The sequence below is a fragment of the Pseudocolwellia sp. G5-9 genome, assembly GCF_055808995.1.
The window spans coordinates 4,277,615-4,300,648 of record NZ_CM147893.1; the positions used below are offsets into that span (position 1 = coordinate 4,277,615).

General features: G+C 37.0%; 25 protein-coding genes, 1 tRNA gene and 1 other RNA gene. 11 read left to right on the top strand and 16 right to left on the bottom strand.

Going from position 1 to position 23,034, the window contains the following annotated elements:
- Positions 1-12: 12 nt before the first annotated feature.
- Positions 13-618, bottom strand: coding sequence for an XTP/dITP diphosphatase (locus AC0L5Q_RS18645; protein ID WP_473613031.1), 606 nt, complete (start codon positions 616-618; stop codon positions 13-15).
- A gap of 109 nt (positions 619-727) precedes the next feature.
- Between AC0L5Q_RS18645 and AC0L5Q_RS18650 the strand changes: the two genes are divergently transcribed.
- Positions 728-1,630 (top strand): EamA family transporter, encoded by a 903-nt coding sequence (locus tag AC0L5Q_RS18650; protein WP_473613036.1) that lies wholly within the window; start codon positions 728-730, stop codon positions 1,628-1,630.
- A gap of 80 nt (positions 1,631-1,710) precedes the next feature.
- Here AC0L5Q_RS18650 and AC0L5Q_RS18655 read toward each other — a convergent pair whose 3' ends face one another.
- The 4 genes from AC0L5Q_RS18655 to AC0L5Q_RS18670 all read right to left on the bottom strand — a co-directional run bounded on the left by AC0L5Q_RS18655 (position 1,711) and on the right by AC0L5Q_RS18670 (position 4,361).
- On the bottom strand, positions 1,711-2,148 hold the full coding sequence (locus tag AC0L5Q_RS18655) for a DUF4426 domain-containing protein (protein WP_473613040.1): 438 nt from the start codon (positions 2,146-2,148) through the stop codon (positions 1,711-1,713).
- A 73-nt stretch (positions 2,149-2,221) separates the two neighbouring features.
- A complete protein-coding gene (locus AC0L5Q_RS18660; protein ID WP_473613044.1) occupies positions 2,222-2,770 on the bottom strand; it encodes a YggT family protein in 549 nt (182 codons plus the stop codon).
- 38 nt (positions 2,771-2,808) lie between these two features.
- Entirely contained in the window at positions 2,809-3,621 is an 813-nt protein-coding gene (proC, locus tag AC0L5Q_RS18665; RefSeq protein ID WP_473613048.1) for a pyrroline-5-carboxylate reductase, read from the bottom strand.
- Positions 3,622-3,683: 62 nt separating this feature from the next.
- Positions 3,684-4,361: a YggS family pyridoxal phosphate-dependent enzyme gene (locus AC0L5Q_RS18670; RefSeq protein ID WP_473613052.1), complete on the bottom strand. Its 678-nt coding sequence runs from the start codon at positions 4,359-4,361 to the stop codon at positions 3,684-3,686.
- A gap of 71 nt (positions 4,362-4,432) precedes the next feature.
- On the opposite strand from AC0L5Q_RS18670, the gene AC0L5Q_RS18675 reads away from it, so the two are divergent.
- Both AC0L5Q_RS18675 and AC0L5Q_RS18680 read left to right on the top strand, forming a co-directional pair.
- Positions 4,433-5,479, top strand: a complete 1,047-nt coding sequence (locus AC0L5Q_RS18675) for a type IV pilus twitching motility protein PilT (protein WP_473613056.1) — start codon at positions 4,433-4,435, stop codon at positions 5,477-5,479.
- A 38-nt stretch (positions 5,480-5,517) separates the two neighbouring features.
- Entirely contained in the window at positions 5,518-6,648 is a 1,131-nt protein-coding gene (locus AC0L5Q_RS18680; RefSeq protein ID WP_473613058.1) for a PilT/PilU family type 4a pilus ATPase, read from the top strand.
- A gap of 71 nt (positions 6,649-6,719) precedes the next feature.
- On the opposite strand, the gene ruvX is transcribed toward AC0L5Q_RS18680, so the two are convergent.
- The 8 genes from ruvX to AC0L5Q_RS18720 all read right to left on the bottom strand — a co-directional run bounded on the left by ruvX (position 6,720) and on the right by AC0L5Q_RS18720 (position 12,760).
- The gene (gene ruvX / locus AC0L5Q_RS18685; RefSeq protein ID WP_473613059.1) at positions 6,720-7,160 is read right to left on the bottom strand and encodes a Holliday junction resolvase RuvX; all 441 of its coding nucleotides are present in this window, start codon (positions 7,158-7,160) and stop codon (positions 6,720-6,722) included.
- 54 nt (positions 7,161-7,214) lie between these two features.
- Positions 7,215-7,769, bottom strand: a complete 555-nt coding sequence (locus tag AC0L5Q_RS18690) for a YqgE/AlgH family protein (RefSeq protein ID WP_473613060.1) — start codon at positions 7,767-7,769, stop codon at positions 7,215-7,217.
- 52 nt (positions 7,770-7,821) lie between these two features.
- Entirely contained in the window at positions 7,822-8,775 is a 954-nt protein-coding gene (gene gshB / locus AC0L5Q_RS18695; RefSeq protein WP_077338238.1) for a glutathione synthase, read from the bottom strand.
- A gap of 33 nt (positions 8,776-8,808) precedes the next feature.
- Complete coding sequence (gene rsmE / locus AC0L5Q_RS18700) at positions 8,809-9,570, bottom strand: 16S rRNA (uracil(1498)-N(3))-methyltransferase (RefSeq protein WP_473613061.1); 762 nt, start codon at positions 9,568-9,570, stop codon at positions 8,809-8,811.
- Between the two features lie 236 nt (positions 9,571-9,806).
- Complete coding sequence (metK, locus tag AC0L5Q_RS18705; RefSeq protein WP_473613062.1) at positions 9,807-10,994, bottom strand: methionine adenosyltransferase; 1,188 nt, start codon at positions 10,992-10,994, stop codon at positions 9,807-9,809.
- Between the two features lie 193 nt (positions 10,995-11,187).
- Complete coding sequence (murI, locus tag AC0L5Q_RS18710) at positions 11,188-12,027, bottom strand: glutamate racemase (protein ID WP_473613063.1); 840 nt, start codon at positions 12,025-12,027, stop codon at positions 11,188-11,190.
- Between the two features lie 98 nt (positions 12,028-12,125).
- Positions 12,126-12,308: non-coding RNA, 6S RNA (gene ssrS, locus AC0L5Q_RS18715), on the bottom strand.
- A 140-nt stretch (positions 12,309-12,448) separates the two neighbouring features.
- Positions 12,449-12,760 carry a cell division protein ZapA gene (locus AC0L5Q_RS18720; RefSeq protein WP_473613064.1) on the bottom strand — a complete coding sequence of 104 codons (312 nt, stop codon included), beginning with the start codon at positions 12,758-12,760 and terminating at the stop codon, positions 12,449-12,451.
- Between the two features lie 260 nt (positions 12,761-13,020).
- Here AC0L5Q_RS18720 and AC0L5Q_RS18725 point away from each other — a divergent pair, with 260 nt between their 5' ends.
- The 8 genes from AC0L5Q_RS18725 (at position 13,021) to AC0L5Q_RS18760 (ending at position 21,816) form a co-directional block, all read left to right on the top strand.
- Complete coding sequence (locus AC0L5Q_RS18725; RefSeq protein WP_473613065.1) at positions 13,021-13,590, top strand: UPF0149 family protein; 570 nt, start codon at positions 13,021-13,023, stop codon at positions 13,588-13,590.
- A gap of 19 nt (positions 13,591-13,609) precedes the next feature.
- On the top strand, positions 13,610-14,968 hold the full coding sequence (pepP, locus tag AC0L5Q_RS18730) for a Xaa-Pro aminopeptidase (protein WP_473613066.1): 1,359 nt from the start codon (positions 13,610-13,612) through the stop codon (positions 14,966-14,968).
- A gap of 48 nt (positions 14,969-15,016) precedes the next feature.
- Complete coding sequence (gene ubiH, locus AC0L5Q_RS18735) at positions 15,017-16,267, top strand: 2-octaprenyl-6-methoxyphenyl hydroxylase (RefSeq protein WP_473613067.1); 1,251 nt, start codon at positions 15,017-15,019, stop codon at positions 16,265-16,267.
- 47 nt (positions 16,268-16,314) lie between these two features.
- Positions 16,315-17,571 (top strand): UbiH/UbiF/VisC/COQ6 family ubiquinone biosynthesis hydroxylase, encoded by a 1,257-nt coding sequence (locus AC0L5Q_RS18740; RefSeq protein ID WP_473613068.1) that lies wholly within the window; start codon positions 16,315-16,317, stop codon positions 17,569-17,571.
- A 272-nt stretch (positions 17,572-17,843) separates the two neighbouring features.
- Positions 17,844-18,647 (top strand): hypothetical protein, encoded by an 804-nt coding sequence (locus tag AC0L5Q_RS18745; RefSeq protein ID WP_473613069.1) that lies wholly within the window; start codon positions 17,844-17,846, stop codon positions 18,645-18,647.
- Positions 18,648-18,661: 14 nt separating this feature from the next.
- Positions 18,662-19,360: a phage tail protein gene (locus AC0L5Q_RS18750; RefSeq protein WP_473613070.1), complete on the top strand. Its 699-nt coding sequence runs from the start codon at positions 18,662-18,664 to the stop codon at positions 19,358-19,360.
- Between the two features lie 62 nt (positions 19,361-19,422).
- Complete coding sequence (locus AC0L5Q_RS18755; protein ID WP_473613071.1) at positions 19,423-20,331, top strand: tetratricopeptide repeat protein; 909 nt, start codon at positions 19,423-19,425, stop codon at positions 20,329-20,331.
- A gap of 444 nt (positions 20,332-20,775) precedes the next feature.
- Positions 20,776-21,816 (top strand): XdhC family protein, encoded by a 1,041-nt coding sequence (locus AC0L5Q_RS18760; RefSeq protein WP_473613072.1) that lies wholly within the window; start codon positions 20,776-20,778, stop codon positions 21,814-21,816.
- A 12-nt stretch (positions 21,817-21,828) separates the two neighbouring features.
- On the opposite strand, the gene rimI is transcribed toward AC0L5Q_RS18760, so the two are convergent.
- From rimI to AC0L5Q_RS18775, 3 genes are all read right to left on the bottom strand, one after another.
- Positions 21,829-22,275: a ribosomal protein S18-alanine N-acetyltransferase gene (rimI, locus tag AC0L5Q_RS18765; protein WP_473613073.1), complete on the bottom strand. Its 447-nt coding sequence runs from the start codon at positions 22,273-22,275 to the stop codon at positions 21,829-21,831.
- Entirely contained in the window at positions 22,275-22,652 is a 378-nt protein-coding gene (locus AC0L5Q_RS18770; protein WP_473613074.1) for a DNA polymerase III subunit psi, read from the bottom strand. Before AC0L5Q_RS18770 ends, rimI begins: the two co-directional genes overlap by 1 nt.
- A gap of 133 nt (positions 22,653-22,785) precedes the next feature.
- Positions 22,786-22,862 (bottom strand) — tRNA-Trp (locus AC0L5Q_RS18775).
- Between the last annotated feature and the right edge of the window lie 172 nt (positions 22,863-23,034).

Genomic DNA, 23,034 nt, shown 5'->3' on the forward strand with positions numbered 1-23,034 from the left:
AAATTGATTAAGTTATTTGGCTTGGTGCTTTGCTGCTAGCTCTTTTACCAATATAGCAAGTGCTTTTCCACGGTGGCTTAATTGATTTTTTAATTCACGCGGAAGTTGGGCCGAGGTCATTTTATGATCTTCTTGCCAAAAAACAGGATCGTAACCAAAACCTTGTTCACCTAATTTTTCGGTGATTATGCTACCTTCCCAAACACCATGACAAATAATAGGCGTAGGATCGTTAGCGTGTTCCATATATACCAATACACAATGAAAACGTGCGCTGCGCTCAGCTGTAGGTACGTTTAATAAAGCTTTTAATAGTTTGTTGGTGTTGTCGCTGTCGGTAGCATTTTCACCTGCGTAACGTGCTGAATATACACCGGGTTCACCATTTAATGCGTCAACTTCTAATCCAGAGTCGTCTGCAATAGCCGGTAAACCTGTAATTTTGGCGGCATGACGCGCTTTTATGATGGCGTTTTCAACAAATGTTGTACCTGTTTCAGGTACTTCAGGTACATTAAAATCACTTTGAGGCACTATCTCAATAGTGTGTTGTGCTAGTAAACTAGAAAGCTCTTTTACTTTACCCTGATTACCTGTTGCTAAAACAACTGTAGACATGCTTTTACCTTTGAACTGTGTAGTGTTTTTTAGTTGCATGGATCATACAATATAATCCTAACCATGTATTGAATTAGCTCCACCTTTTCATCTTTTCATAAGGACTGACATGTCATTTAAAGACACCCTATTAGGTTTACTCATTATTATTATTTGGGGCATTAACTTTGTAGTTATTGCTTGGGGTCTTGATGGATTACCGCCATTATTAATGGGCGCTTTACGTTTTGCTTTAGTATTTTCTGTTGGCTTTTTATTTGTTAAAAAACCTAATATTCCGCTTAAATGGCTGGCCGCTTATGGGCTTGTTATTAGTTTTGGTCAGTTTGCTTTTTTGTTTAGTGCTATGTCGTTGGGGATGCCAGCGGGATTAGCGTCTTTAGTGTTGCAATCGCAAGCATTATTTACGTTGATTTTTGCGGCGTTGTTATTAAAAGAGCAAGTTAAGTTTGCTCAAATATTAGCAATGTTAGTTGCTGGCTTAGGGCTGTATACTATAGCGAGTACGGGGGAAGATACAACAATGACAGGTATAGGCTTTATGTTAACTATCATGGGCGCGTCTTGCTGGGCGCTAGGTAATATTGTTAACCGTGTTATTAATAAACGAGGGTTTAAACCCGGAGTAGATTTAGTCATATGGTCGGCTTGGATACCGGTTATTCCTTTTGCTATATCAAGCTATTTTATTGAAGGGCCTGATTTAATTATTGAAAGCTTAATTGGTTTTAATTGGGTGTCGTTTTTGTCTTTAGCTTATTTAGCTGTTGCTGCATCAATTGTTGGCTATAGCTTATGGAGCCATTTACTTGGGCAATATCCAGCGGCACAAGTTGCCCCTTTAACTTTAGGTGTGCCTATTGTAGGTATTACTGCGTCGGCTTTTTTCTTGAATGAAACTATTTCTACAACACAGTGGGTAGGGAGTGCTTTGGTGTTATTTGGATTAGTGATTAATGCGTTTGGTGAGAAACTAACGGTAAAGTTAGGGTTAAAAAAAGCGAGAATTTAATATTCTACTTTTAAACATGTAATAAAAAAGGAGAGATATACAGGTTATATATTTCTCCTTTTTTATTGTGATATCAGCCTTTAATCTACATAAAATTTTTGTTTAAACTTGAATGACTTATTACCTGTGCCGTCATTTATCGTAACATCAAAGTAGTAGGTTTCTTCATCTGAGTAGGTGACTTGAGCTAAATAGTAAATTGCATCGCCTTCGGTAACTTCTTCAAACTCTAAAGTTTTAATTTGGCCTAGATCATTTCGAGCTTTAGCTGTAATAACCACATGTTTAGCGGGTTTACCTTCTTTACTATTATCGAGAACAGATATATTAATTACACCATTATATCGACTACGTTCAATACCATAAGCTTTAGCTATTTTAGGTGTTAAAAACGTGGCACCAAAAGCCATGTAATGCACGTCTAAATGTTCTAATTTCTTCATGTTTTCAGCATGTGCATTAAGCATAAATACTGAAGTGATGATTAATATTGATAAGCGCTGTATTAATTTTTTCATAAATGATTCCTAAAGCAGAAGGTTAAATTATTATTTAACCTTTATGTCGCCAGTCTACTTTTGTTAATAAAAGTTAAAGCATTGCCCAGTATGGGATCCAACCTGATAGTAATATATTAATAACATTCAATAATAAAAATGCGGCTAATATTGATAAATCTAAGCCGCCGATAACCGGTACTATGTTACGAATAGGTCGTAATACCGGATCTGTAAGTTGCTGGAAGATAACTTGTGTTGGATTATAACCTTGTACCACCCAACTCATTAACGCCATAATTAACATGATGATAAACAATAAAACGCCTGTTTGTTTTATTAAATATAACGCGCCTAAAATTAAAGCGGTTACAATATTAATACCTGCGCCATTTATTAAAGGAATTAAAACAAATTTTAATGATGCTACGATAAAAGCTAACACGATTGTCGCAACGTCTACACCACCAAACCCTGGTATAATTTTACGAAAAGGGATAACTAATGGGTTACTTACTTTTACTACAAATTGGCTAAGTGGGTTGTAAAAGTCGGCACGTACAAGTTGTAACCAAACACGCACGATTAAAATCATGAGTATTGTGTCGAATGCAAAGTCGAGTAAAAAGTTAATTGCTTGCATTTATTTCTCCGGTAAAAGTCATTTAAATAAATTGATGGTTATGAGTTAGCAAGCTCTTGAGCTCTGGTTATTGCGGCGTTCATCGCTGTTGCTACAAGTTCTGGTAATTTACCTTCAGTAAATTGTAGAAGTGCTGCCTGCGTAGTGCCACCTTTAGAGGTAACATTGGTGCGAAGCTGGCCAATTTCAACCTCAGGGTTATTAACTACCATGCTTGCAGCGCCTATTGCGGTTTGTTGTACCAGTAGTCTACTTTCTTCTGCGGAAAAACCTAGTGCTTTCGCTTGTTGTTCCATGGCTTCCATAAATAAGAAAAAATAAGCAGGGCCTGAACCTGAAACTGCGGTTACTTTATCTATACCTGCTTCGTTTTCAAGCCAAATGTATTGACCCGTACAAGCTATAATTTTTTCAACATTGGCTTTTTGTTCGGTAGTTACAAATTCATTGGCGAATATACCTGTCATGCCTAAACCAACTTGAGCTGGCGTATTTGGCATAGTGCGCACAATCGCTGTGTTTGCCTGTAAAGCTTGTTGAATATTTTTAAGTAAACATCCTGCGGCAACTGAAACAAAGCATTTATTTTCAATATTCACGTTATCTGCAATGTTTTTACATACTTCAACAATAAGGTGAGGTTTTACACCCAAAATAATCGTGTCGGCAAAAGCGACGGCTTCAAGGTTGTCAGCGGTATTTAAAATATTGTACTGCTTGGAAAGTGCTTCACGTTTTGCCGGTGAAGGATTGGTGACCATAATGTTTTTAGGGTCGATGCCGTTTTTTACTAAACCGCCAATGATGGCACCATTCATATTACCTGCACCAATAAATGCTATTTTTGTCATTACTGTTCCTGTTATTAATTTTAAATTGTTAAGGCTGCTAAGGTAGTTAACCTGAACTGAGGCTATTTATCTCTAGCGCCAAATATTGCCGTACCTACACGTACCATGGTTGAACCAGACATTATCGCTTGCTGCATATCATCAGACATTCCCATTGATAAGGTATCTATTTGAGGATAGGTTTGTTGTAGGTTTAAAAAAAGTCGCTGCATTTCATCAAACGTTTCGCTTGAAGCATTTTTTTCAGGTATTGCCATAAGGCCTCGTAAGGTTAAATTATCGCAATTGTTAACAAATTGAGCTAACTCTGGTAAATCGTTTGTTAATACTCCCGACTTACTGTTTTCATTACTAATATTGATTTGTAAACAAACGTTTAGTGGGGTATCTTGATGACTTCTCTGTTCGTTCAGTCGGCTGGCTATTTTGATACGGTCGACCCCATGAACCCATGAGAAATTTTCGGCAATTTGTCGGGTTTTATTCGATTGAATAGGGCCTATAAAGTGCCAACAAATATCAGATAAATGTGAGAGCTGTGCTATTTTTTCTACGGATTCTTGTACATAGCTTTCACCAAAATCTCGTTGTCCTGCTTCATAAGCCTGTTCAATGAGTTCATTAGGTTTAGTTTTGCTTACAGCAAGTAAAGTCACTTCGTGAGACTTACGGTTTGATAGATTACATGCTTGAGAAATTTGCGCTTCAATCGCAGCGATATTATCTTTAATGAGTGTCATATAAATTGTTTCAAATATTTAATTTAATTATTCGAGCAACGCTTCGAATTATTTATAGCTAAGAGGTCTGTATGGATATTACCGAATTACTTGCATTTAGTGTTGAAAATAATGCATCAGATTTACATTTATCAACGGGTACGCCACCTTCAATTCGTGTTGACGGTGATGTAAGAAAGCTAAATATACCGGCCTTTGATGCCGCAGACGTTAACGCGTTAGTTTATGATATTATGAACGACAAACAACGCAAAGACTACGAAGAAAAGCTAGAAGTCGATTTTTCATTCGAAGTGCCAAATTTAGCACGTTTCAGGGTAAATGCTTTTCACCAAAACCGTGGGCCTGCCGCTGTATTTCGTACCATTCCAAGTAAAATTCTTTCTTTAGATGATTTAGGTTGTCCTGATATTTTCCGAGATATTGCTGATACGCCTCGTGGTTTAGTATTAGTTACAGGGCCAACTGGTTCGGGTAAGTCTACTACGCTAGCGGCAATGGTTGACTACATTAATGGTAGCAAACATGATCATATTCTTACCATTGAAGATCCAATAGAATTCGTACACGAAAACAAAATGTGTTTGATTAACCAACGTGAAGTTCATCGCGATACCTTAAGTTTTGAAGCTGCACTACGTTCTGCATTACGTGAAGATCCTGATGTTATTCTTGTTGGTGAAATGCGTGATTTAGAAACTATTCGATTAGCCATGACCGCAGCAGAAACAGGTCATTTAGTTTTCGGTACCTTGCATACAACGTCTGCACCTAAAACCATTGACCGTATTATTGATGTATTTCCAGGTGAAGAAAAATCTATGGTGCGTTCAATGTTATCTGAATCTTTACGCGCTGTTATTTCACAAACTCTTATCAAAAAAGTAGGCGGTGGCCGAGTAGCTGCTCATGAAATTATGATTGGTGTTCCTGCTATTCGTAACTTGATCCGTGAAGATAAAATTGCGCAAATGTATTCAGCAATTCAAACGGGTATGTCGCACGGCATGCAAACCATGGATCAATGTTTACAAAACTTAGTGAGCCGTGGATTAATTACACGTGAAGCAGCAAGAGAAAAAGCGGCAGACAAAAATCAATTTTCACAAGGTTATTAATCTGAGTGATCACTAAACGAATGAACTAGGGCGTTTAAATGAATTTTAATCAATTATTATCAAAAATGGTCGCTTCAGATGCGTCTGATATGTTTGTTACCGCTAAATTACCTGTTAGTGCAAAAATTAATGGTGAGTTAGTACCTATTGATGAGCATGTATTAACGGCGGCTGAATCGTTAGGCTTAGTTCACGATGCTATGACAGATAAAAACAAACGCATATTTGAAGAAGAGAAAGAGTGTAACTTTGCTATTTCTATCGACAGTATTGGTCGTTTCCGTGTATCAGCATTTTGGCAACGTGATATGGCAGGTATGGTTGTACGTAGAATTGTAACCGATATACCAGAAGCTGATGATTTAGGTTTACCGTCTGTTTTAAAAGATGTGGTTATGTCTAAACGTGGCTTGGTGCTATTTGTTGGTGGTACAGGTACAGGTAAATCAACTTCAATGGCGGCGTTAATTGGCTATCGTAACAAAAACTCTCACGGTCATATTTTAACGATAGAAGATCCTGTGGAATTTGTTCACGAACACCAAAAATGTATGGTAACTCAGCGTGAAGTAGGGCTTGATACAGAAAGCTTTGATGCTGCACTTAAAAGTTCATTACGACAAGCACCTGACGTTATTTTGATTGGTGAAATTCGTAACCGAGAAACTATGGAGCACGCGTTAAGTTTTGCTGAAACAGGGCATTTATGTATTGCAACTCTGCATGCTAACAACGCTAACCAAGCGATTGACCGTATTATGCATTTAGTGCCTGCTGATCAACATAGCAAGTTACTCTTTGATTTAGCTTTAAACTTACGTGGTATTATTGCACAACAACTCATTCCTACTACCGATGGTAATGGGCGTGTAGCGGCAATTGAAATATTATTAAACTCGCCATTTATTGCTGAACTTATCAAAAAAGGTGATATAGGTGGTATTAAAGAGGTGATGCAAAAGTCTAAAGAATTAGGTATGCAGACTTTCGACCAAGCATTATTTGATTTATACCAAGCGGGACAAATTAACTACGCTGATGCATTGCATCATGCCGATTCACCAAATGATTTACGCTTAATGATCAAATTACGCAGTAATGATCAAGGGGGATCAGGTGCACTTGCTGGCGTAACTTTAGCAGGATTAGAGCCTGAAGATGATTTTTAGGTAGATTGTCTAATAAAGCAAAGGGATCGTTTAGATCCCTTTTTTATTAAATTTTCTGTAACTTACTTGAACTACCCATACATAGATTCAAAATAGCTTTCGATAATAAGCTTAGCTGATTCTGCATCGATATTATCTTTCTTAAGGTTTTTATAGCCACCTCGAGCAAAAAGCTGCTCTTTAGCATCTGCTGTGGTTAAACGTTCGTCTTGATATTCAACAGTTATGCCAAATTTTCCAAACACTCGTCTACCAAACTTTTTAGCATCAAGGGTAAGTTGTTGCTCTGATCCATCCATATTTAGCGGTAAGCCAACTACAATGTAATCAGGCTGCCATTCTTTTAAATATTGATTAATATTATCCCAATTAGGAATTCCATCGTTGGCTTTTACACTGCCTAGTGGGCTTGCACTTCCTGTTATTTCTTGTCCTACAGCAACACCGATATATTTTTTGCCGAAGTCAAAACCAATAACTGTGCGTTGACCAATAGGGTTGTTCTTTGCCATAAATGTTCATTTCCAAAGGGTATGTTATTTTGTGAAGGAGGCTATCGCAATTTTTTATGCGTGACCTACATCGTTTGAAAGGTGAGCGATATCTATACCAAGTTTTTCAGTAGCTTTTTTCCAGCGTTGTTCAATAGGAGTATTAAATAAAATATCGTTATCGGCATCTATGGTTAGCCAAGAGTTTTCTTTTATTTCTTCTTCTAATTGCCCTGGGCTCCAGCCAGCATAACCTAAAGTGACTAAAAACTTTTCTGGTGCACTTTCAGTCCCTAAAGCCATAAGTATATCTTTAGAAGTGGTGATCATTACGTCGCTACTTAGCGCTAAAGAGCTTTGCCAGCCTTTTTGTGGGCTATGTAATACAAAGCCTCGTTGTGTCGATACTGGGCCGCCAGTGAGGACTTTTTGATTCATTACAGGGTTTGATTCAACATCTGCCTCAATATGTTCTAGTAATTCGTTTAAGGTCATATTTATTGGCAAGTTGATAATTAGCCCCATCGCGCCTTCATCATTGTGTTCGCATACATAAATAACGCTTCTATTAAAATAAGAATCGTTTAATGCGGGCATTGCAATAAGGAGTTGGTTTTCAAAATTAATCATAGTGTTAACTTATCTTTTTGTTAGTCGCGTAGAGCTATTTTTTCTATTAAAGTTACTTAGTTCGAATGTTTTCTTCAATAGCATCCATTAATTTACCACTAATATTAATTGGGTAAGCGGCTTCTATTTCTCGAATACATGTTGGGCTAGTTACGTTTATTTCTGTTACTTTATCACCTATTACATCTAAACCAACAAAGTATAACCCGCGCTTCTTCAATTCAGGGCCAATCGTATCTGCAATGAGTTTATCTGTTGGGCTTAGTGGGCGAGCTTCACCGCGTCCGCCTGCGGCTAAATTACCACGAGTTTCACCTTGTGCTGGAATACGCGCTAAGCAGTAAGGCATAGGTTCACCGTTTACAATAAGAATACGTTTGTCGCCGTCGGTAATTTGCGGCATGTATTCTTGCACCATAGCATATTGGCTACCGTGGTTAGTGAGTGTTTCAAGTATTACACCTACGTTAGGATCGTTAGGACCAATCCTGAAAATAGATGATCCGCCCATGCCGTCAAGCGGCTTGATGATGATGTCTTTTTCTTCTTGATGAAAATCACGAATTAACTTGCTGCTGCGGGTAACTAAGGTTCTAGGCGTTAAATCAGCAAACCATGCGGTAAATAGTTTTTCGTTACAGTCGCGTAAACTTTGTGGCTTATTAACAATAAGTGTACCTTCAACTTCAGCTCTTTCAAGCATGTAAGTAGCATAAATAAACTCAGTATCAAACGGAGGATCTTTACGCATCAATACTGCGTCTAGTTCACTTACGGCAATATCTTTAGCTTCTTCTAAATCATACCAGTGCTCAGGGTTATCATATACTTTAACTATGCTTGCTGAAGCGCGACATTGACCACGGTCTAGATAGAGGTCATTCATTTCCATGTAATAAATTTCGTAACCGCGTTTTTGAGCTTCAAACATCATCGCCATTGATGAATCTTTTTTCACATTAACCTGCGAAATAGGATCCATTACTATGCCAAGTTTTATTGTCATTTTACTTCCTAATTTAATTCGTTATTTATAACTTTATTTGATGTCGCCGTAACGACATTGTAAAGCGGTAATAGCTGTTAAAGCTGCTGTTTCTGTTCTTAGTACACGCGGCCCAAGTAATACATCAATAAAGCCTGAGTCGTTTGCTTGCGTAATTTCATCATCATTCAAGCCACCTTCAGGACCAATTAATAACCTCACACGGTCATTATTATTGGGTAAGTTCATAATGGAGTGTTGAGCTTTGGGATGCAAATTTAGCTTTAAGGCTGAAGTTTCTTGGGCTAACCATTCATTTAATTGAACAGCTGGCTTAACAATAGGAACAACACAACGACCACTTTGTTCACATGCACTAACTACTATTTTTTGCCACTGATCTATTTTTTTTTGTAATCGTTCGCCGTTAAGCTTTACTCCACATCGTTCAGTAAAAAGTGGGGTAATGGTATTTACGCCCAGCTCAACTGATTTCTGTAAGGTAAAATCCATACGGTCACCTCGTGAAACACCTTGACCAAGATGAATGTTAAGAGGGGATTCTACTGACTTTTCGATAAAGCTTTTAATCAACACTTGAGCACTTTTTTTGCTTACATTAACAAGTTCACCTTCATAGTCGCCATATTTAGCAGGGCTGCTATCATCACTCGGGTTTATACTATTAAACAGAGTGACACTATCGCCATTTTGTAAACGCAGTACACGAACGGTATGACCAAAAGCGTCATCGTTTAAGTCAACGGTTTCGCCAATATTAAGAGGCGTATTTTGATAAATTCTAGGGTTTCGCATGTTTATATTTATACTCAAGAGGTACTGTATTCGACAGTGAATTTACGTAATTACTTTCATTTACTTTAACTAAAAATAATTGATGTAACCAAGATAGGGGCAAAAAGGCTTTTTTTCAATGAAGAACTGTAGGAAATAGCTGAGAAAAGAGAAGGTATCCTCATATCATCTTAATATAAAGTCATAGATATAAAAAAAGCTTTCATATTGAAAGCTTTTTAGAAAATAATGAAGTATTACAAACCAGCAGAGCGACGTAAGTCTTCAGCTTTGTCTGTTTTTTCCCAACTAAATGCAGTAAAGGTATCGTCACCTACTGTCATTTCATAAGGTTCTCTACCAAAGTGACCGTAAGCCGCTGTTTGTTGGTACATAGGGTGTAACAAATCTAGCATTTTTGTAATACCGTAAGGGCGTAAGTCAAAGTGCTCTCTTACTAATTCTACTAGTTTTTGTTCAGGCACTTTACCAGTACCAAAAGTATCGATTGAAATTGAAGTAGGCTCTGCAACACCAATTGCGTATGAAATTTGAATTTCACAACGGTCAGCTAAACCTGCAGCAACGATGTTTTTAGCAACATAACGACCAGCGTAAGCTGCGCTTCTGTCTACTTTTGATGGATCTTTACCCGAGAATGCACCACCACCGTGACGAGCCATGCCGCCATAGGTATCAACAATAATTTTACGACCTGTTAAGCCACAATCGCCAACCGGACCACCAATCACAAATTTACCTGTTGGGTTAATATGATATTTAGTGTCTTTTGTTAATAATTCAGCAGGAATCACGTGTCTAATAATGTTTTCCATTACCGCATCGTGTAAATCTTCCTGTTTAATTTCAGGGTTATGTTGAGTTGATAAAACAATGGTATCAATCGAAACTGGCTTATTATCTTCGTAGATAAAAGTTACTTGAGATTTAGCATCTGGACGTAACCAAGGTAAAACACCTGATTTACGTGCTTCAGCTTGACGCTCAACTAAACGGTGAGAGTAGTATAAAGCTGCAGGCATTAAGGTTTCTGTTTCGTTCGTGGCGTAACCAAACATTAAGCCTTGGTCACCAGCGCCTTGATCTTCAGGTTTTGCGCGGTCTACACCTTGAGCAATTTCTGGAGATTGTTGGCCAATTAAATTCATAATGCCACAGGTTTCGCCGTCAAAACCAACGTCTGATGACGTGTAGCCAATACTACTAATAACGTCACGAGTGATTCTTTCTAAATCAACCCATGCAGTTGTTGATACTTCACCTGAGATGATAGCAACACCTGTTTTAACCATAGTTTCACAGGCAACACGAGCGTGTTTATCTTGTGTGATTATTGCGTCAAGTACAGCATCAGATATTTGATCTGCAATTTTATCAGGATGGCCTTCAGATACAGACTCTGAAGTGAAAAAGTGTTTAGACATAAAACCTCAATAAGTTAATTGGTTACGTATTTCTATTAATTAAACCTAAAAATAAATTACGTTTAATTTAATCGTACTATAAGAAAATAACGTATTAATCGGGTGAAAATTTTTGCTAAGTTTACCTGTTTACAGATTAACTTCATAGAATTATTTACGCCTAGACGGCTAAACGTCTTAAATTTATAAAAATTTAAAAGGGTGATAACTTGACAGGAGTGTTTAATAACGTAGACATTATTGAGATTAATTCGCTGTTAGCCTGTGAACTAAAAAATTGATATTGCAGCTGTTTGTTAGAAAAACAGTGGGTATTAGCTATTAATTGATGTTGAATCAGTTGGCGCTTAAGTTGTTCAGTAACAGGTAAAGCCGTTTCCATTATGGTGATTTGGTTATCAACTAAATATTTAATTTTATCTGTAAAGAAGGGGTAATGGGTGCAGCCTAATACAATAGTATCTGTATTTTTGTTTAAGACTTCTAAAAGATAATCTTTGAGTAATATTTCAAAGTTATTTGAATTGAGCTGGTTGTTCTCTATCAATTCAACTAATCCTGGACAAGGTTGAATATGTACGTTTGAGTCTGACTTGTGTTTATCAACTAAAGCTAAAAAACGCTTATTTTTAGCTGTTGCCTGTGTCGTTAATATAGCAATGTTTTTACTCAGTGCTACCGCGGGTTTTATGGCAGGTTCTACACCAATAATAGGAATAGAAACACGTAACCTTAACTGATCAATAGCAATAACTGTTGCGGTATTACAAGCAATCACAATTGCTTTGCAGTCTTTTTTTATTAGTGCATCAGCAATGACATTAACTCGTTCAATAATTTCATCATCAGACTTGTCGCCATAAGGCGCATATAAAGAATCCGCAATATAAATAAGCTGCTCATTTGGTAACTGTTCTTTAATACACTTGAAAATAGACAAGCCACCTAAACCAGAATCGAATATTCCAATCGGTTGATTTGACTGATTCTCAGGTTGAATTTGTGTGTTTAACGTTTTTTTAGTTACAGTCATAGAGACGAAGTTATTAAATGAATATTTATGAATAATAGGGAATATTGTAAATTAAAAAGAAAAGAATAAGTACAGGGATATTGAGTATAAGTAAAATGAGTGTTTCCAGGATGCCGCAGCTAACTTCAGCCCATGAACACCGGATGCTCAGGGCGGAAATATCATAAAAACCGTAGGCTTCCCGATACGAGCCGGGCTTGCACAATAGAGTTTAATCAATTTCCTGAATTAAAACTTATCGGCTCAGGGACATAGTCAACATACAAACACCCTGAAAACATCTTTAGTATAGCTAAAGTTTGTTAATGTATTAAGTCATTAATTGTAAATGAGTGTTAAGTGTTGTTTATTTGGACTTTTTAAATATTTTTTATACAAAAATATAAAAAATATATCAGAGTTTTTATGTTTAAGAGTTTAATTAAGCTGGATCTTTTTCAGTAGGTGACAACGCTTGTTCAATCGTAGATTGTAAAAGTTCTATTTTGCTTTCTAATACGAGCTTTTCTTTTTCTGCAGCTTCTTGTGTTTTTAATAAGTCGTAAGCTAAGTTTAATGCCGTCATCAACATAGATTGCTCAAGAGAAGAGTTTGCACAGGTTTTATCGTTAGCTTTAGTAAAACGTAAATTTAATTCTTGGGCAGCAGCAAGTAAGGCGCTTTCTTCCCCAACAGGGCAGGCGATTTTCAGTGATTTATTCGCAACGTTAATTGTTAGAGTGTTTGGGCTCATTGTTTAGTTTCTCGCTTTTCCATTTTTGCTTACCCTGATCATGGAGAGTATACCTATATTTAAAATTTAAGCTTATTAAAAATGATCTTATAAACTATAATCATGCTATACCTTTGATGCAACCTAGCTTTATACCCGTTACCACTCAAGAGGCTATTTCAGCCCGGATCTTGAATGATAACGGGTATATCCTCTAGTATCACAATAGCGCGAATGTTAAGATACTAAGCAGTGAACTTACTTAATTAAATGAATATTTTATGACTGATGAAACAACACTCGACTTTGCGACAATTCAAGGCATATTAACGAGTGAAAATGTTAAAATGCATGCTTCTGAAGTACATGGCGTTATGACTGGCTTAGTGTCAGCTGGTTATATTTTCGAAGATTCAGATTATATTATTGTTATTAACGACATGCTTAATAACAGTGAAGGCTTTCCTGCTGCCGTTAAACTTGCTCTTAAAGCTATGTTTAGTGATATTTGGCAAAACATTTTAGACGACTCTTACAGCTTTCAACTTATGTTGCCTGATGACGACGACAGTATTATGGAAAGAGCAAACGGATTAGGCCATTGGGTACAAGGGTTTAATTTAGGTTTTGGTTTACAACAAAAAAATAAAGCTAAATTGTCTGAAGATGTTCAAGAAGTACTGAACGACTTTGTTGATATTGCTAACCTTTCTGACGAAATGGAAGAAGACGAAGATACAGAGCAAGCCTATTATGAAATTGCTGAATATGTTCGAATTTCAGCGTTACTGTGTTTTACTGAGCTAGGTGTTCCGCCAGAAAACACGTCTAAAGAAGAAACCTTGCATTAAAACGCACTAAGACTCCTATATGAATCAAACGCATTTATCCGGTACCGAATTACCTTTAAGCGAATTTACGGCTCGTCGTGAACGCTTTTTTGCCAGTATGCCTGAAAACAGTGTGGCCTTATTTCCTGCTGCAATCGAATTAACACGTAGTAATGATACTGAATATCCTTTTTGCCAAAACAAAAACTTCTTTTATTTAACAGGGTTTCCTGAGCCAGATGCGGTACTTGTTCTTATAAAGGAAAAGACAAATCGGGTGGTATTATTTTCTCGTGCTAAAGATGCGTTACAAGAAGTATGGCATGGACGAAGAGTAGGGCAAGAGCTAGCCGTAAGTGCTTACGGTATTGATGAGTGTTTTACTCTTGATAAACAAGATGAATTTATTCCTGAATATATGGCTGATAAATCGAGCTTACTTTATTGTATTGGCGCAGCTGAACCGGTAAGTGAATCGTTTGAAATTAAGGTGCTTAGTTGGCTTAAAGCAGTAAAAGCTAAATCTCGTTTAGGTAAAAAAACGCCTACCAATATTATTGATTGCAGCAATATTATTCACGAAATGAGATTAATTAAAAGCGAAGCTGAACTTGAGCTGATGCGCAAAATTAATAAAATTAGTGGTGTAGCTCATCAACGTGCTATGAAGCAATCAGCCGTTGGTAAGTTTGAGTATCAGATAGAAGCTGATATTTTACATGAGTTTGCATCTCATGGGGCTAAAGCTCCTGCTTATACCACTATAGTTGCGGGTGGTGATAACGGTAATATTCTTCATTACACTGAAAATTCAGATACGTTAAAAAATAACGAATTATTACTCATTGACGCTGGCGGTGAACTTGCTGGCTATGCTGCCGATATTACAAGAACATTTCCTATTAATGGTGTTTTTACCAACGAGCAAAAAGCGATTTATCAATTAGTATTAGACGCTCAACTTATTTCTATTCAATCCATAAAGCCTGAAAGTACTTTAGCCCATTTAAATAATATGGCCTGTGGTTTTCTTACCGAAGGTTTACATAACTTAGGTATATTAAAAGGCGATTTAAGTACTTTAATTAAAGAAAAAGCCTGTAAAAAGTACTTTATTCATGGCCTAGGACATTGGTTAGGTTTAGATGTGCACGACGTAGGTGACTATAAAAGCAATGATAAGCGCGAACAAACACGCGAGTTTGAACCGGGCATGGTAATGACGATAGAGCCAGGTTTATATATACCGTTAGACGATCTTTCAGTAGAAGAAAAGTGGCGTGGAATCGCAGTGAGAATTGAAGATAATATTGTAGTAACTGAAACAGGATATGAAAATTTGACTGTTAATGCGCCAAAAGAGATTGCTCAAATTGAAGCCTTAATGGCAAATTCATAATCCACACTTTTTCAATAAAATCTACAAATAACCAAGTGTTAGAGACAAATGCAAGCATCAGAAAATATCAGCACTAAACAGCACTTTGATGTCATTATTTCAGGTGGCGGCTTATCGGGTTCTTTAATGGCGCTCAGTTTATTGTCTCTTAAAACATCAGATAATAAGCCTTTATCTATCGCGATTATTGAAGCTGCTGATGCAACTAAAATAGGCCAATCGATTAAAAACACTACGTCAGTATTCGACGATAGGGTGTTGGCTTTATCTCACGCTTCAGCTCAATATTTAAAAAAAATAGAAGCTTGGCCGCTTATACAAGAACATGCACAAGCGATAACAGATATTCATATTTCAGATCGTGGTTATTACGGCAAAGCACGTATTACTGCCGATAAACATAGCGTATCAGCCGTAGGTTATGTTGTTGAAATGTCTAAGTTAGGTTTGGCATTACACCAAGCGCTAGAAAAAAATTCTCATCATTTAACTTGGTTTACGCCAGACTCTATTGAACAAATTCAATGGAAATCTGAGTCTGTTGATATCACTTTAACCTCGCAAATTCAGCTCTCGGCTTCGTTACTTATTGGTTGCGATGGCGCTAATTCAATTTGTCGGCAATCTGCCAATATAGCGTGCGATCGTACTGACTATAATCAATCAGCCTTGATTACCAATGTATCTACTAAGCAACCTCATCATGGCGTAGCGTTTGAGCGATTTACCGAAAACGGGCCTATTGCCATGTTGCCTATGGTTAATGTAGCGAATGAAAATTCTCGGTGTTCGTTAGTTTGGACATTAACACCAGAGCAAGCTGATGAAATGAAACTATTAACTGACGAGGAATTTAAAATCACCTTAGAGCGCTCGTTTGGTAGTTGGTTAGGTAGTATAGAAAAAGTAGGGACGCGCCACATTTATCCTTTATCGTTAGTGCAAGCTCAAGCGCAGATACACCACCGAATGGTACTTATTGGTAATGCTTCGCACACTATTCACCCTATTGCTGGGCAAGGGTTTAATTTAGGTTTACGCGACGTACAAATATTAGCTAAAACATTAAAACAAGCGTTAAGTCAGCAAGAGGATATTGGTTCGTTTAATCGATTAACCGAGTATGCGCTAGCACGTAAAAAAGACCATCGTCACATAATTAAGCTCACAGATTCTTTAGTCACACTTTTTTCAAACGATTTATTTCCGCTTGTTGTTGGCAGAAATATTGGTTTGAAAGTGCTAAATTACGTGCCCGTTATTAAAAACACCTTTGTTAATAAAACGATGGGCTATTAGCTTTATTTTATTTAGCTCATTTCAATTTATTTAAGTGAAAAAACATCATGCAAAAATTTGATATCTTGATTGTCGGTGCAGGGATGGTGGGATTAACCCTCGCCCTTGCTATTAGAAAAACAACAAGATTAACCGTTGCCATTGCTGACAAAACACCTTTATCTGCAATAACAGACGAACCTAGCGTGCGAGTTAGCGCTATTAATATGGCAAGTCAGCAAATTTTTGAGCAGCTAGATGTTTGGCCAAACATTGTTGAACAACGACTTCAACCTTATCAGCACATGCATGTTTGGGATAAAGCTGGCTATGGCAAGTTGTTGTTTTCAACAAATGATGTTGCTGGAATATTAGGGGCTAGCGATGTAGAACAATTGGGCTGGATTATCGAAAATTCAGTAGTGCGTCTCGCATTGTGGAATAAAGCTCAGCAAGACAGCGGCATTACTTTTTTTACGGATGAAAATATTACCAATATAGGCATGGGCGATAGCGAAGTGTTTGCAAGTTTTGCTACACAAATGCCTATTACTGCTAAATTAGTTGTAGGTGCTGATGGTGCTAATTCTTGGGTAAGAAAACAAATGGATATGCCTATAACCTTCAGAGATTACGACCATCACGCTATTGTCGCTACAGTGCAATGCGAACAAGGCCACCAAAATACAGCATGGCAGGTGTTTTTACCTACAGGGCCGTTAGCGTTTTTACCTTTATTTGATGAAAAATTATGTTCTATTGTTTGGTCTACTTCACCTGAAGAGGCTGAAAGGTTAATGGCTTTATCTACAGAAGATTTTTCGAAAGAGTTAACAGCCGCTAGTGATGGTAAGCTTGGTAATATTACTTTAACCAGCAAAACGTTTTCATATCCTTTATCTATGCGAATGTCGCAAAGTTTTACACAAGATAGAGTCGTTTTAGTGGGAGATGCTGCACATACTATTCACCCGTTAGCAGGACAAGGTGTAAATCTTGGATTACTTGACGCCGCCTCATTAGCACAAGTTATTAGCGAACAAATTGAGAAACAAAAACACACAGCGCAACCTGAACAAACTCAATGGGCTAAGGCTACCGTATTAAATCAATATTCACGCTGGAGAAAGTCTGAAGCTGTAGAAATGGTTGCTGCAATGGAATCGATTAAACAGGTATTTACCCCACAAAACCCAATAACCCAAGTGGTGCGTGGGTTAGGGATGACCTTGTTTGATAATATCAAACCCGTAAAGCAATTAATGGTTAAACAAGCGTTAGGCATGAAAGAAAATTTACCGAGTTTAGCTATTATTCAAAAATAGAAATATAATACAATCCTACCCATTTTATTGGTTAAAATGGGTATTACCCACCGCAATTTTTTCTTTAGGTACTTGTTAGCTTTATTTTTTCAACTGTAATAACTGTCTGTTTTCTTTACACTTCATTCCTTTTTCTGGTGCGACCTGTCCTTTAATTAACTCATTTTATTAATTAAATTTTTTTTGGCTTTATTTATGCAGGTTTTGTATACAATTCTGATAAGTCTTATAAAAACATAATAATTATTACTCAAAAATTTTAAGGATTAAATATGAATATACCGTTTAAATCTTCACTGATTACTGGCATCTTTGTGATGTCGACACAATTATCACACGCCGCTTTAATTACCCCAGACATTACTATTTCGGGCTTTGCCGAATTTGATACAACTTCACTACCATTTTCTGGTACGGGTTCTCAAAGTGGTGAAATAAAAAGTGTATTAGGTGGAACAACATCAACAACAATTATTACAGATGTAACGCCTGCCGGCGCCAATCCACAAGGTGGTTTGTTCTCTATGACCGGAGATGGTGTTGGTGCAAGTGCAGTCGCTATGGGAGACGCTTTTGATTTTATGGGAGACTTCTTTTTTAGTTTTAATTTTGATTTAGCTAATTCCTCAGGTGTAGATGATTACATGATCAGCTTTGGTATCGATTTTTCAAATACTGTTGATGCAGATGGCGCTGATGCTTATGTGGATTCTGAAATTGTATTAGAAGATACCGCAGGCGAACTTTTTTTCTCAGACGTAACCTCTGATACTCTTGGTGACGAGAAAAATGGAATTGCGTTACCAACTTCTGGAGCAGCCATAAGTGATTCAGGATTGTTTGATTTTGACGTAACACTATTAGCTGGCGGCATGTATAGTTTTGATGGCTTTTTAAAAATGGATGGGGAAGAATTTGATGGAGGCACTTTTTCAGCTGATTCAACTGCCTTTATTTACATAAAAGAAATTACTAAACTTGGTGCTCCTGTTTCTGTTCCTATTCCAGCCACTATATTGTTGTTTTTGACTGGTTCATTGGGCTTATTAGTCCGTAAATACTTTACTAAAAAATAACTAAGGGTATAAAAATGAAACTTAAACAAACTATTAAAATATTAAGCGCGCTACTCGTTACCTCTATTTTACCTTCTAAGGCAATGGCTTGTTCGACAGATGCATACCTTGGCAGTATGTGTGTTTTTGCTGGTAATTTTACGATAAGAACCTGGGCCAAAGCTGAAGGGCAATTATTATCTATTGCACAGAATTCAGCACTCTTCTCATTGTTGGGGACAATGTATGGTGGTGATGGCAGAACAACCTTTGGTCTACCTGATCTAAGAGGTCGCTCAGCTATAGGTAGTGGTAACGGTCCGGGATTACCTAATTATAATGTTGGACAAAGAGGTGGCTCACCTACTGTAACTTTATCTATAGCGAATATGCCATCGCATAACCATGTAGTGACTACAAATGTTGTGAGTACTGCAGATACCAGTGGAAGCTCAGCAATACTTAGAGCGCTTGCGGGTAATGCTACAACAAATACTCCAACGGGTAATGTGTTAGCGAATAGCCCAAGAAGAGAAAATATATACAGTTCTGCTGCACCAAGTGTTGATATGAGTACCAGTGCTGTAGATTTAACGTTAAATATTGCTGTAGATAGTACGGCAACCAATACCGTTTCTAATAATGGGGGCAGCCAAGCTTTTAGTGTGCAAAATCCTTATTTAGCGGTAACTTGGTTAATTGCTTTACAAGGTATTTTCCCATCTCGCAACTAGACCTTTATATAAAACTAAGGCAACTATTAAGTTGCCTTTTTTTATTTATTATTCTACAGCCTATGAGTTTAGTTATAGCTAATGAGGTAGACGATTGGTCTGGATCTCTTAGTAAAGCTAATAAGCTTTTGGCTGAAAAACAATATTTACCCGCTTTTAATGAATATAAAATATATGCAGATAAAGATAACGGTTTAGCCCAGTTCTCTTTAGCTTTATTGCTTAAAAATGGATGGGGTAAACCCGCCAATATAAAGGAAGCTTGTTATTGGTATAACAAAGCTGCGAATAATGGTATCCCTATGGCTCAACAAGAGCTTGGAGATTGTTATTTACAAGGGATTATAGGGGATAAAAAGCAAGCTTTAGTTTGGTATGAAGCAGCCTATAAATCAGGAATCGCTTCTGCAGCTTGCCAAGCAGGTGAATTGTATTTGGCCGGAGAATATGTTCCGCTAAATAAAGAAAAAGGATTAGCTCTTTGTGTTCAGGCCGCTAATAGCGGTGCTGTAAGTGCGATGACTAGTTTAGGTAAATGGTACTTTAATGGGCAATATGTAGAAAAAAATATTTCTTTAGCTTTTCAAGTATTTCAAGATGCCGCCAATAAACATAGTGCTGAAGCAGCTTATTACGTAGCACAATATTACGATAGGGGGATTCAAAGAGAAATAAGTATAAAAGATGCTTTATACTGGTATGAAAAATCTGCCAGTAGAGGATTTAAAAAAGCTTATTTACCCACATCAGCCTTATATTTAAAAACGTTTGAAGAAGATAATACCGATAAAAAAGGTAAGCTTTTAGCTAAAACCTATTTATGGGCAAAAACATCGATAGAACTGATTACTGAACCGCAAGATAAACAATTAGCGACCTTAATTTTAAATAAAGTGAATACTGAAATGCCTCCACAATGGCAGGCTGATTTAAATGCTAAAGTTAAAGAGCATGTTGATCTGTTCAAGTAAAACTGATCGTTGTACTTAAAAATTTCCTAATAAAAAATGCATACTAAGAATAAGTTTATCGCTTAAGTAAGTGTAAATGAGTTCTTTGTAAATAAGTAGGTATACCCAAACCACTTCAAGATGCAGGATTCAGCTGGAATTAGAAACGTCTTTAGGCAAGGCATTGATTGAAGAGGATGGTTAACTCCCTTGTCGAAATCAATAACGCTGCATAAAACGTTTATAAACCAGCCTTTTAGGGACGGCTGAGCAAACCATGATTATCGTTCCATCTGTTTTTAAGGAAGCGACCATTAATAAAAAAATGCGCCTTGATCATGATTCGCTCAGTCGTCCTGAAACGAGCATCTTGAGGTGGTTTGGGTATATACCTTTGTGCTGGTGATTATGCTGTGATAAATTCCCTCTCACTAAAATCGATAAAACTCTTCTATTGTCCAATTCATGAATACTAAAAATAACCAACTTTCTACTCTACTTAGTTTATGGCACCCAAAACGAGATCAACAGCAATGGGTTTTAGGTACTATTTTTGAAATTAAAGGATCCTCATACCGTAAACCGGGCGCCATGATGTTTTTTGGTGATTTGGGTGAGCAATATGGTTTATTAAGCGGAGGCTGTTTAGAGTCAGATCTTATGCGTCATGCACGAAAGGTTATGGATACTCAGCAAGCTAAAATTGTTATTTACGACATGACCGATGAAGACGATATTGGTTGGCAACTAGGCATTGGTTGCGGTGGATTAGTTAAAATTTTACTACAACCTATTCATACTCAAAATAACTACTTAGGGTTAGCTGAGTTAACTCAACAAGTAAAAGAAAGAAAAACGTTATGGCACGCTCAACAAATTGTTGAAGGTACGCCGCAATCGAGTGTTTATTGCGATACCACTGCATTAATAACTGAACATCCGGCTATTGAAGCACATATTAATAAATTTAATAGCCAAACAAATAATTACTCATCAAAAGCTGTTTTAATTGAAGGTGACTCTATTTGGTTATACACACCTATTTTACCTTCGCCGCATATTATGATTTTTGGTGGTGGAGTTGATGCTTATCCCGTAGTTGAAATAGCTCATACTATGGGCTGGCAAATAACAATAGTGGATAAGCGTTCTGCTTATGCGAGACAAGCTCATTTTCCTTATGCTGATTGTATTATTAAAGAACCCGCAAGTGCTTTGTTAGAACAACCTAATATATTAAATAGTGTCGATGCGGTTGTGATCATGACTCATAATATTTTGATGGATGGTGAAGCATTAAAAGTGGCTCAACAAAGCAGTGCTACTTATGTTGGTTTGTTAGGCCCAATACATCGTAGAGAGCGTATATTAGATAATGAAAATTTGAAAATAGAAAGTTTAGCTAAACCGTTATCAAGCCCTATTGGTTTAGATATTGGTGGGCAGTTACCTGAGTCTATTGCTCTTTCTATTTTATCTGAATGTCATAAAGCGCTTTATAAGTAATGCTACAGCGCTTTATAGGGTTAGGCACATCACAATAGCGTCTTCGTAACCAAAGCCGTTAGCACTAGGGTAATAACCTGTGCGCCTGTTTGTTTCAGTAAAGCCTTGGTTGATATACATCATTTGTGCGCTAATGTTTTTAGCTCTTACTTCTAGCCATACTTTTGTTGCTGTAAGGTTTTTTACTTCTTGTAAAAAATGATTGAGTAATGCTTTTCCGTAACCTTTTCCTTGTAGGCTAGGTGCTACGCAAATATTCATTAATGTCACTTCACCGACTACATGCTCACCAATATAAAAACCAACTGTTTGGTTATTTACAATAAGGTAAAAGCCAAAGTATCTGCCTTCAATACAGCTGTTGAAGGTTTTTTCGCTCCAAGGGTGAGAGTGGCAAGCTGTTTCAATAGGCATTAAATGGTCTACATCAGAAGGGGTAATTGCGTTGAAGGTTGTCATTAATTTAATACTTTTTGTTGGATGATTTTCCACAACTCTTTTTTCAATTTTACACTGTTTTCGAAGGCTGTGATAACAGGAGTACTCAGTGTGCTATTAGCAAAAGTAATTGCATCGGTTTCGATAAATTGCCAATTAAATAATCCAAGATCAATCATATTATTTTTAATGGTGATTTCGCCAATTGATACATTAATGCTTTGCAAAATATCAGTAAATAATAGATGTTCAGTTAAGGATTTTGGATCTATAAGTTGTGATGTGGCTTGTGAGTTATTGGTATTATCAGCAAGTTGTTCTTCAGAGGAAGTACGTTGTTGCCATACTTTTATACCCATTTCATTTAGGTGATTAAATTGTCGTTTAGTTATTGTCATAAAAATATACGAGATTTAGGCCATAAACAAATAGGTGAACATAATGACAGAAATCATAATCAACAGAAAGATAAATGGGGAAATTATATAAAGATAAACAATGAATATTAAGATGATGATCTTAAGAAAAGAATGGCAGGGGTGGAGAGATTCGAACTCCCAACCGTCGGTTTTGGAGACCGCTGTTCTACCAATTGGAACTACACCCCTGCAACGGAGAAGAATTATACCCAAGCGAAACCAAAGGTAAAGCATAAAATACTAATTATTTATCGTTCGCTTAATTATTCTACATAAATTACGAGGTTGGATAAAATATAGGAGTATATTGATGAATAAACACCCGCCTCACAGGAGTGTGCTTGGTTTTTTTCATTAACTT

What these genes read in the sequence shown, in the direction of transcription:
- AC0L5Q_RS18645 (WP_473613031.1), bottom strand. Translation starts at nt 618, where the DNA reads ATGTCTACAGTTGTTTTAGCAACAGGTAATCAGGGTAAAGTAAAAGAG.
- AC0L5Q_RS18650 (WP_473613036.1), top strand. Translation starts at nt 728, where the DNA reads ATGTCATTTAAAGACACCCTATTAGGTTTACTCATTATTATTATTTGG.
- AC0L5Q_RS18655 (WP_473613040.1), bottom strand. Translation starts at nt 2,148, where the DNA reads ATGAAAAAATTAATACAGCGCTTATCAATATTAATCATCACTTCAGTA.
- AC0L5Q_RS18660 (WP_473613044.1), bottom strand. Translation starts at nt 2,770, where the DNA reads ATGCAAGCAATTAACTTTTTACTCGACTTTGCATTCGACACAATACTC.
- proC (WP_473613048.1), bottom strand. Translation starts at nt 3,621, where the DNA reads ATGACAAAAATAGCATTTATTGGTGCAGGTAATATGAATGGTGCCATC.
- AC0L5Q_RS18670 (WP_473613052.1), bottom strand. Translation starts at nt 4,361, where the DNA reads ATGACACTCATTAAAGATAATATCGCTGCGATTGAAGCGCAAATTTCT.
- AC0L5Q_RS18675 (WP_473613056.1), top strand. Translation starts at nt 4,433, where the DNA reads ATGGATATTACCGAATTACTTGCATTTAGTGTTGAAAATAATGCATCA.
- AC0L5Q_RS18680 (WP_473613058.1), top strand. Translation starts at nt 5,518, where the DNA reads ATGAATTTTAATCAATTATTATCAAAAATGGTCGCTTCAGATGCGTCT.
- ruvX (WP_473613059.1), bottom strand. Translation starts at nt 7,160, where the DNA reads ATGGCAAAGAACAACCCTATTGGTCAACGCACAGTTATTGGTTTTGAC.
- AC0L5Q_RS18690 (WP_473613060.1), bottom strand. Translation starts at nt 7,769, where the DNA reads ATGATTAATTTTGAAAACCAACTCCTTATTGCAATGCCCGCATTAAAC.
- gshB (WP_077338238.1), bottom strand. Translation starts at nt 8,775, where the DNA reads ATGACAATAAAACTTGGCATAGTAATGGATCCTATTTCGCAGGTTAAT.
- rsmE (WP_473613061.1), bottom strand. Translation starts at nt 9,570, where the DNA reads ATGCGAAACCCTAGAATTTATCAAAATACGCCTCTTAATATTGGCGAA.
- metK (WP_473613062.1), bottom strand. Translation starts at nt 10,994, where the DNA reads ATGTCTAAACACTTTTTCACTTCAGAGTCTGTATCTGAAGGCCATCCT.
- murI (WP_473613063.1), bottom strand. Translation starts at nt 12,027, where the DNA reads ATGACTGTAACTAAAAAAACGTTAAACACACAAATTCAACCTGAGAAT.
- AC0L5Q_RS18720 (WP_473613064.1), bottom strand. Translation starts at nt 12,760, where the DNA reads ATGAGCCCAAACACTCTAACAATTAACGTTGCGAATAAATCACTGAAA.
- AC0L5Q_RS18725 (WP_473613065.1), top strand. Translation starts at nt 13,021, where the DNA reads ATGACTGATGAAACAACACTCGACTTTGCGACAATTCAAGGCATATTA.
- pepP (WP_473613066.1), top strand. Translation starts at nt 13,610, where the DNA reads ATGAATCAAACGCATTTATCCGGTACCGAATTACCTTTAAGCGAATTT.
- ubiH (WP_473613067.1), top strand. Translation starts at nt 15,017, where the DNA reads ATGCAAGCATCAGAAAATATCAGCACTAAACAGCACTTTGATGTCATT.
- AC0L5Q_RS18740 (WP_473613068.1), top strand. Translation starts at nt 16,315, where the DNA reads ATGCAAAAATTTGATATCTTGATTGTCGGTGCAGGGATGGTGGGATTA.
- AC0L5Q_RS18745 (WP_473613069.1), top strand. Translation starts at nt 17,844, where the DNA reads ATGAATATACCGTTTAAATCTTCACTGATTACTGGCATCTTTGTGATG.
- AC0L5Q_RS18750 (WP_473613070.1), top strand. Translation starts at nt 18,662, where the DNA reads ATGAAACTTAAACAAACTATTAAAATATTAAGCGCGCTACTCGTTACC.
- AC0L5Q_RS18755 (WP_473613071.1), top strand. Translation starts at nt 19,423, where the DNA reads ATGAGTTTAGTTATAGCTAATGAGGTAGACGATTGGTCTGGATCTCTT.
- AC0L5Q_RS18760 (WP_473613072.1), top strand. Translation starts at nt 20,776, where the DNA reads ATGAATACTAAAAATAACCAACTTTCTACTCTACTTAGTTTATGGCAC.
- rimI (WP_473613073.1), bottom strand. Translation starts at nt 22,275, where the DNA reads ATGACAACCTTCAACGCAATTACCCCTTCTGATGTAGACCATTTAATG.
- AC0L5Q_RS18770 (WP_473613074.1), bottom strand. Translation starts at nt 22,652, where the DNA reads ATGACAATAACTAAACGACAATTTAATCACCTAAATGAAATGGGTATA.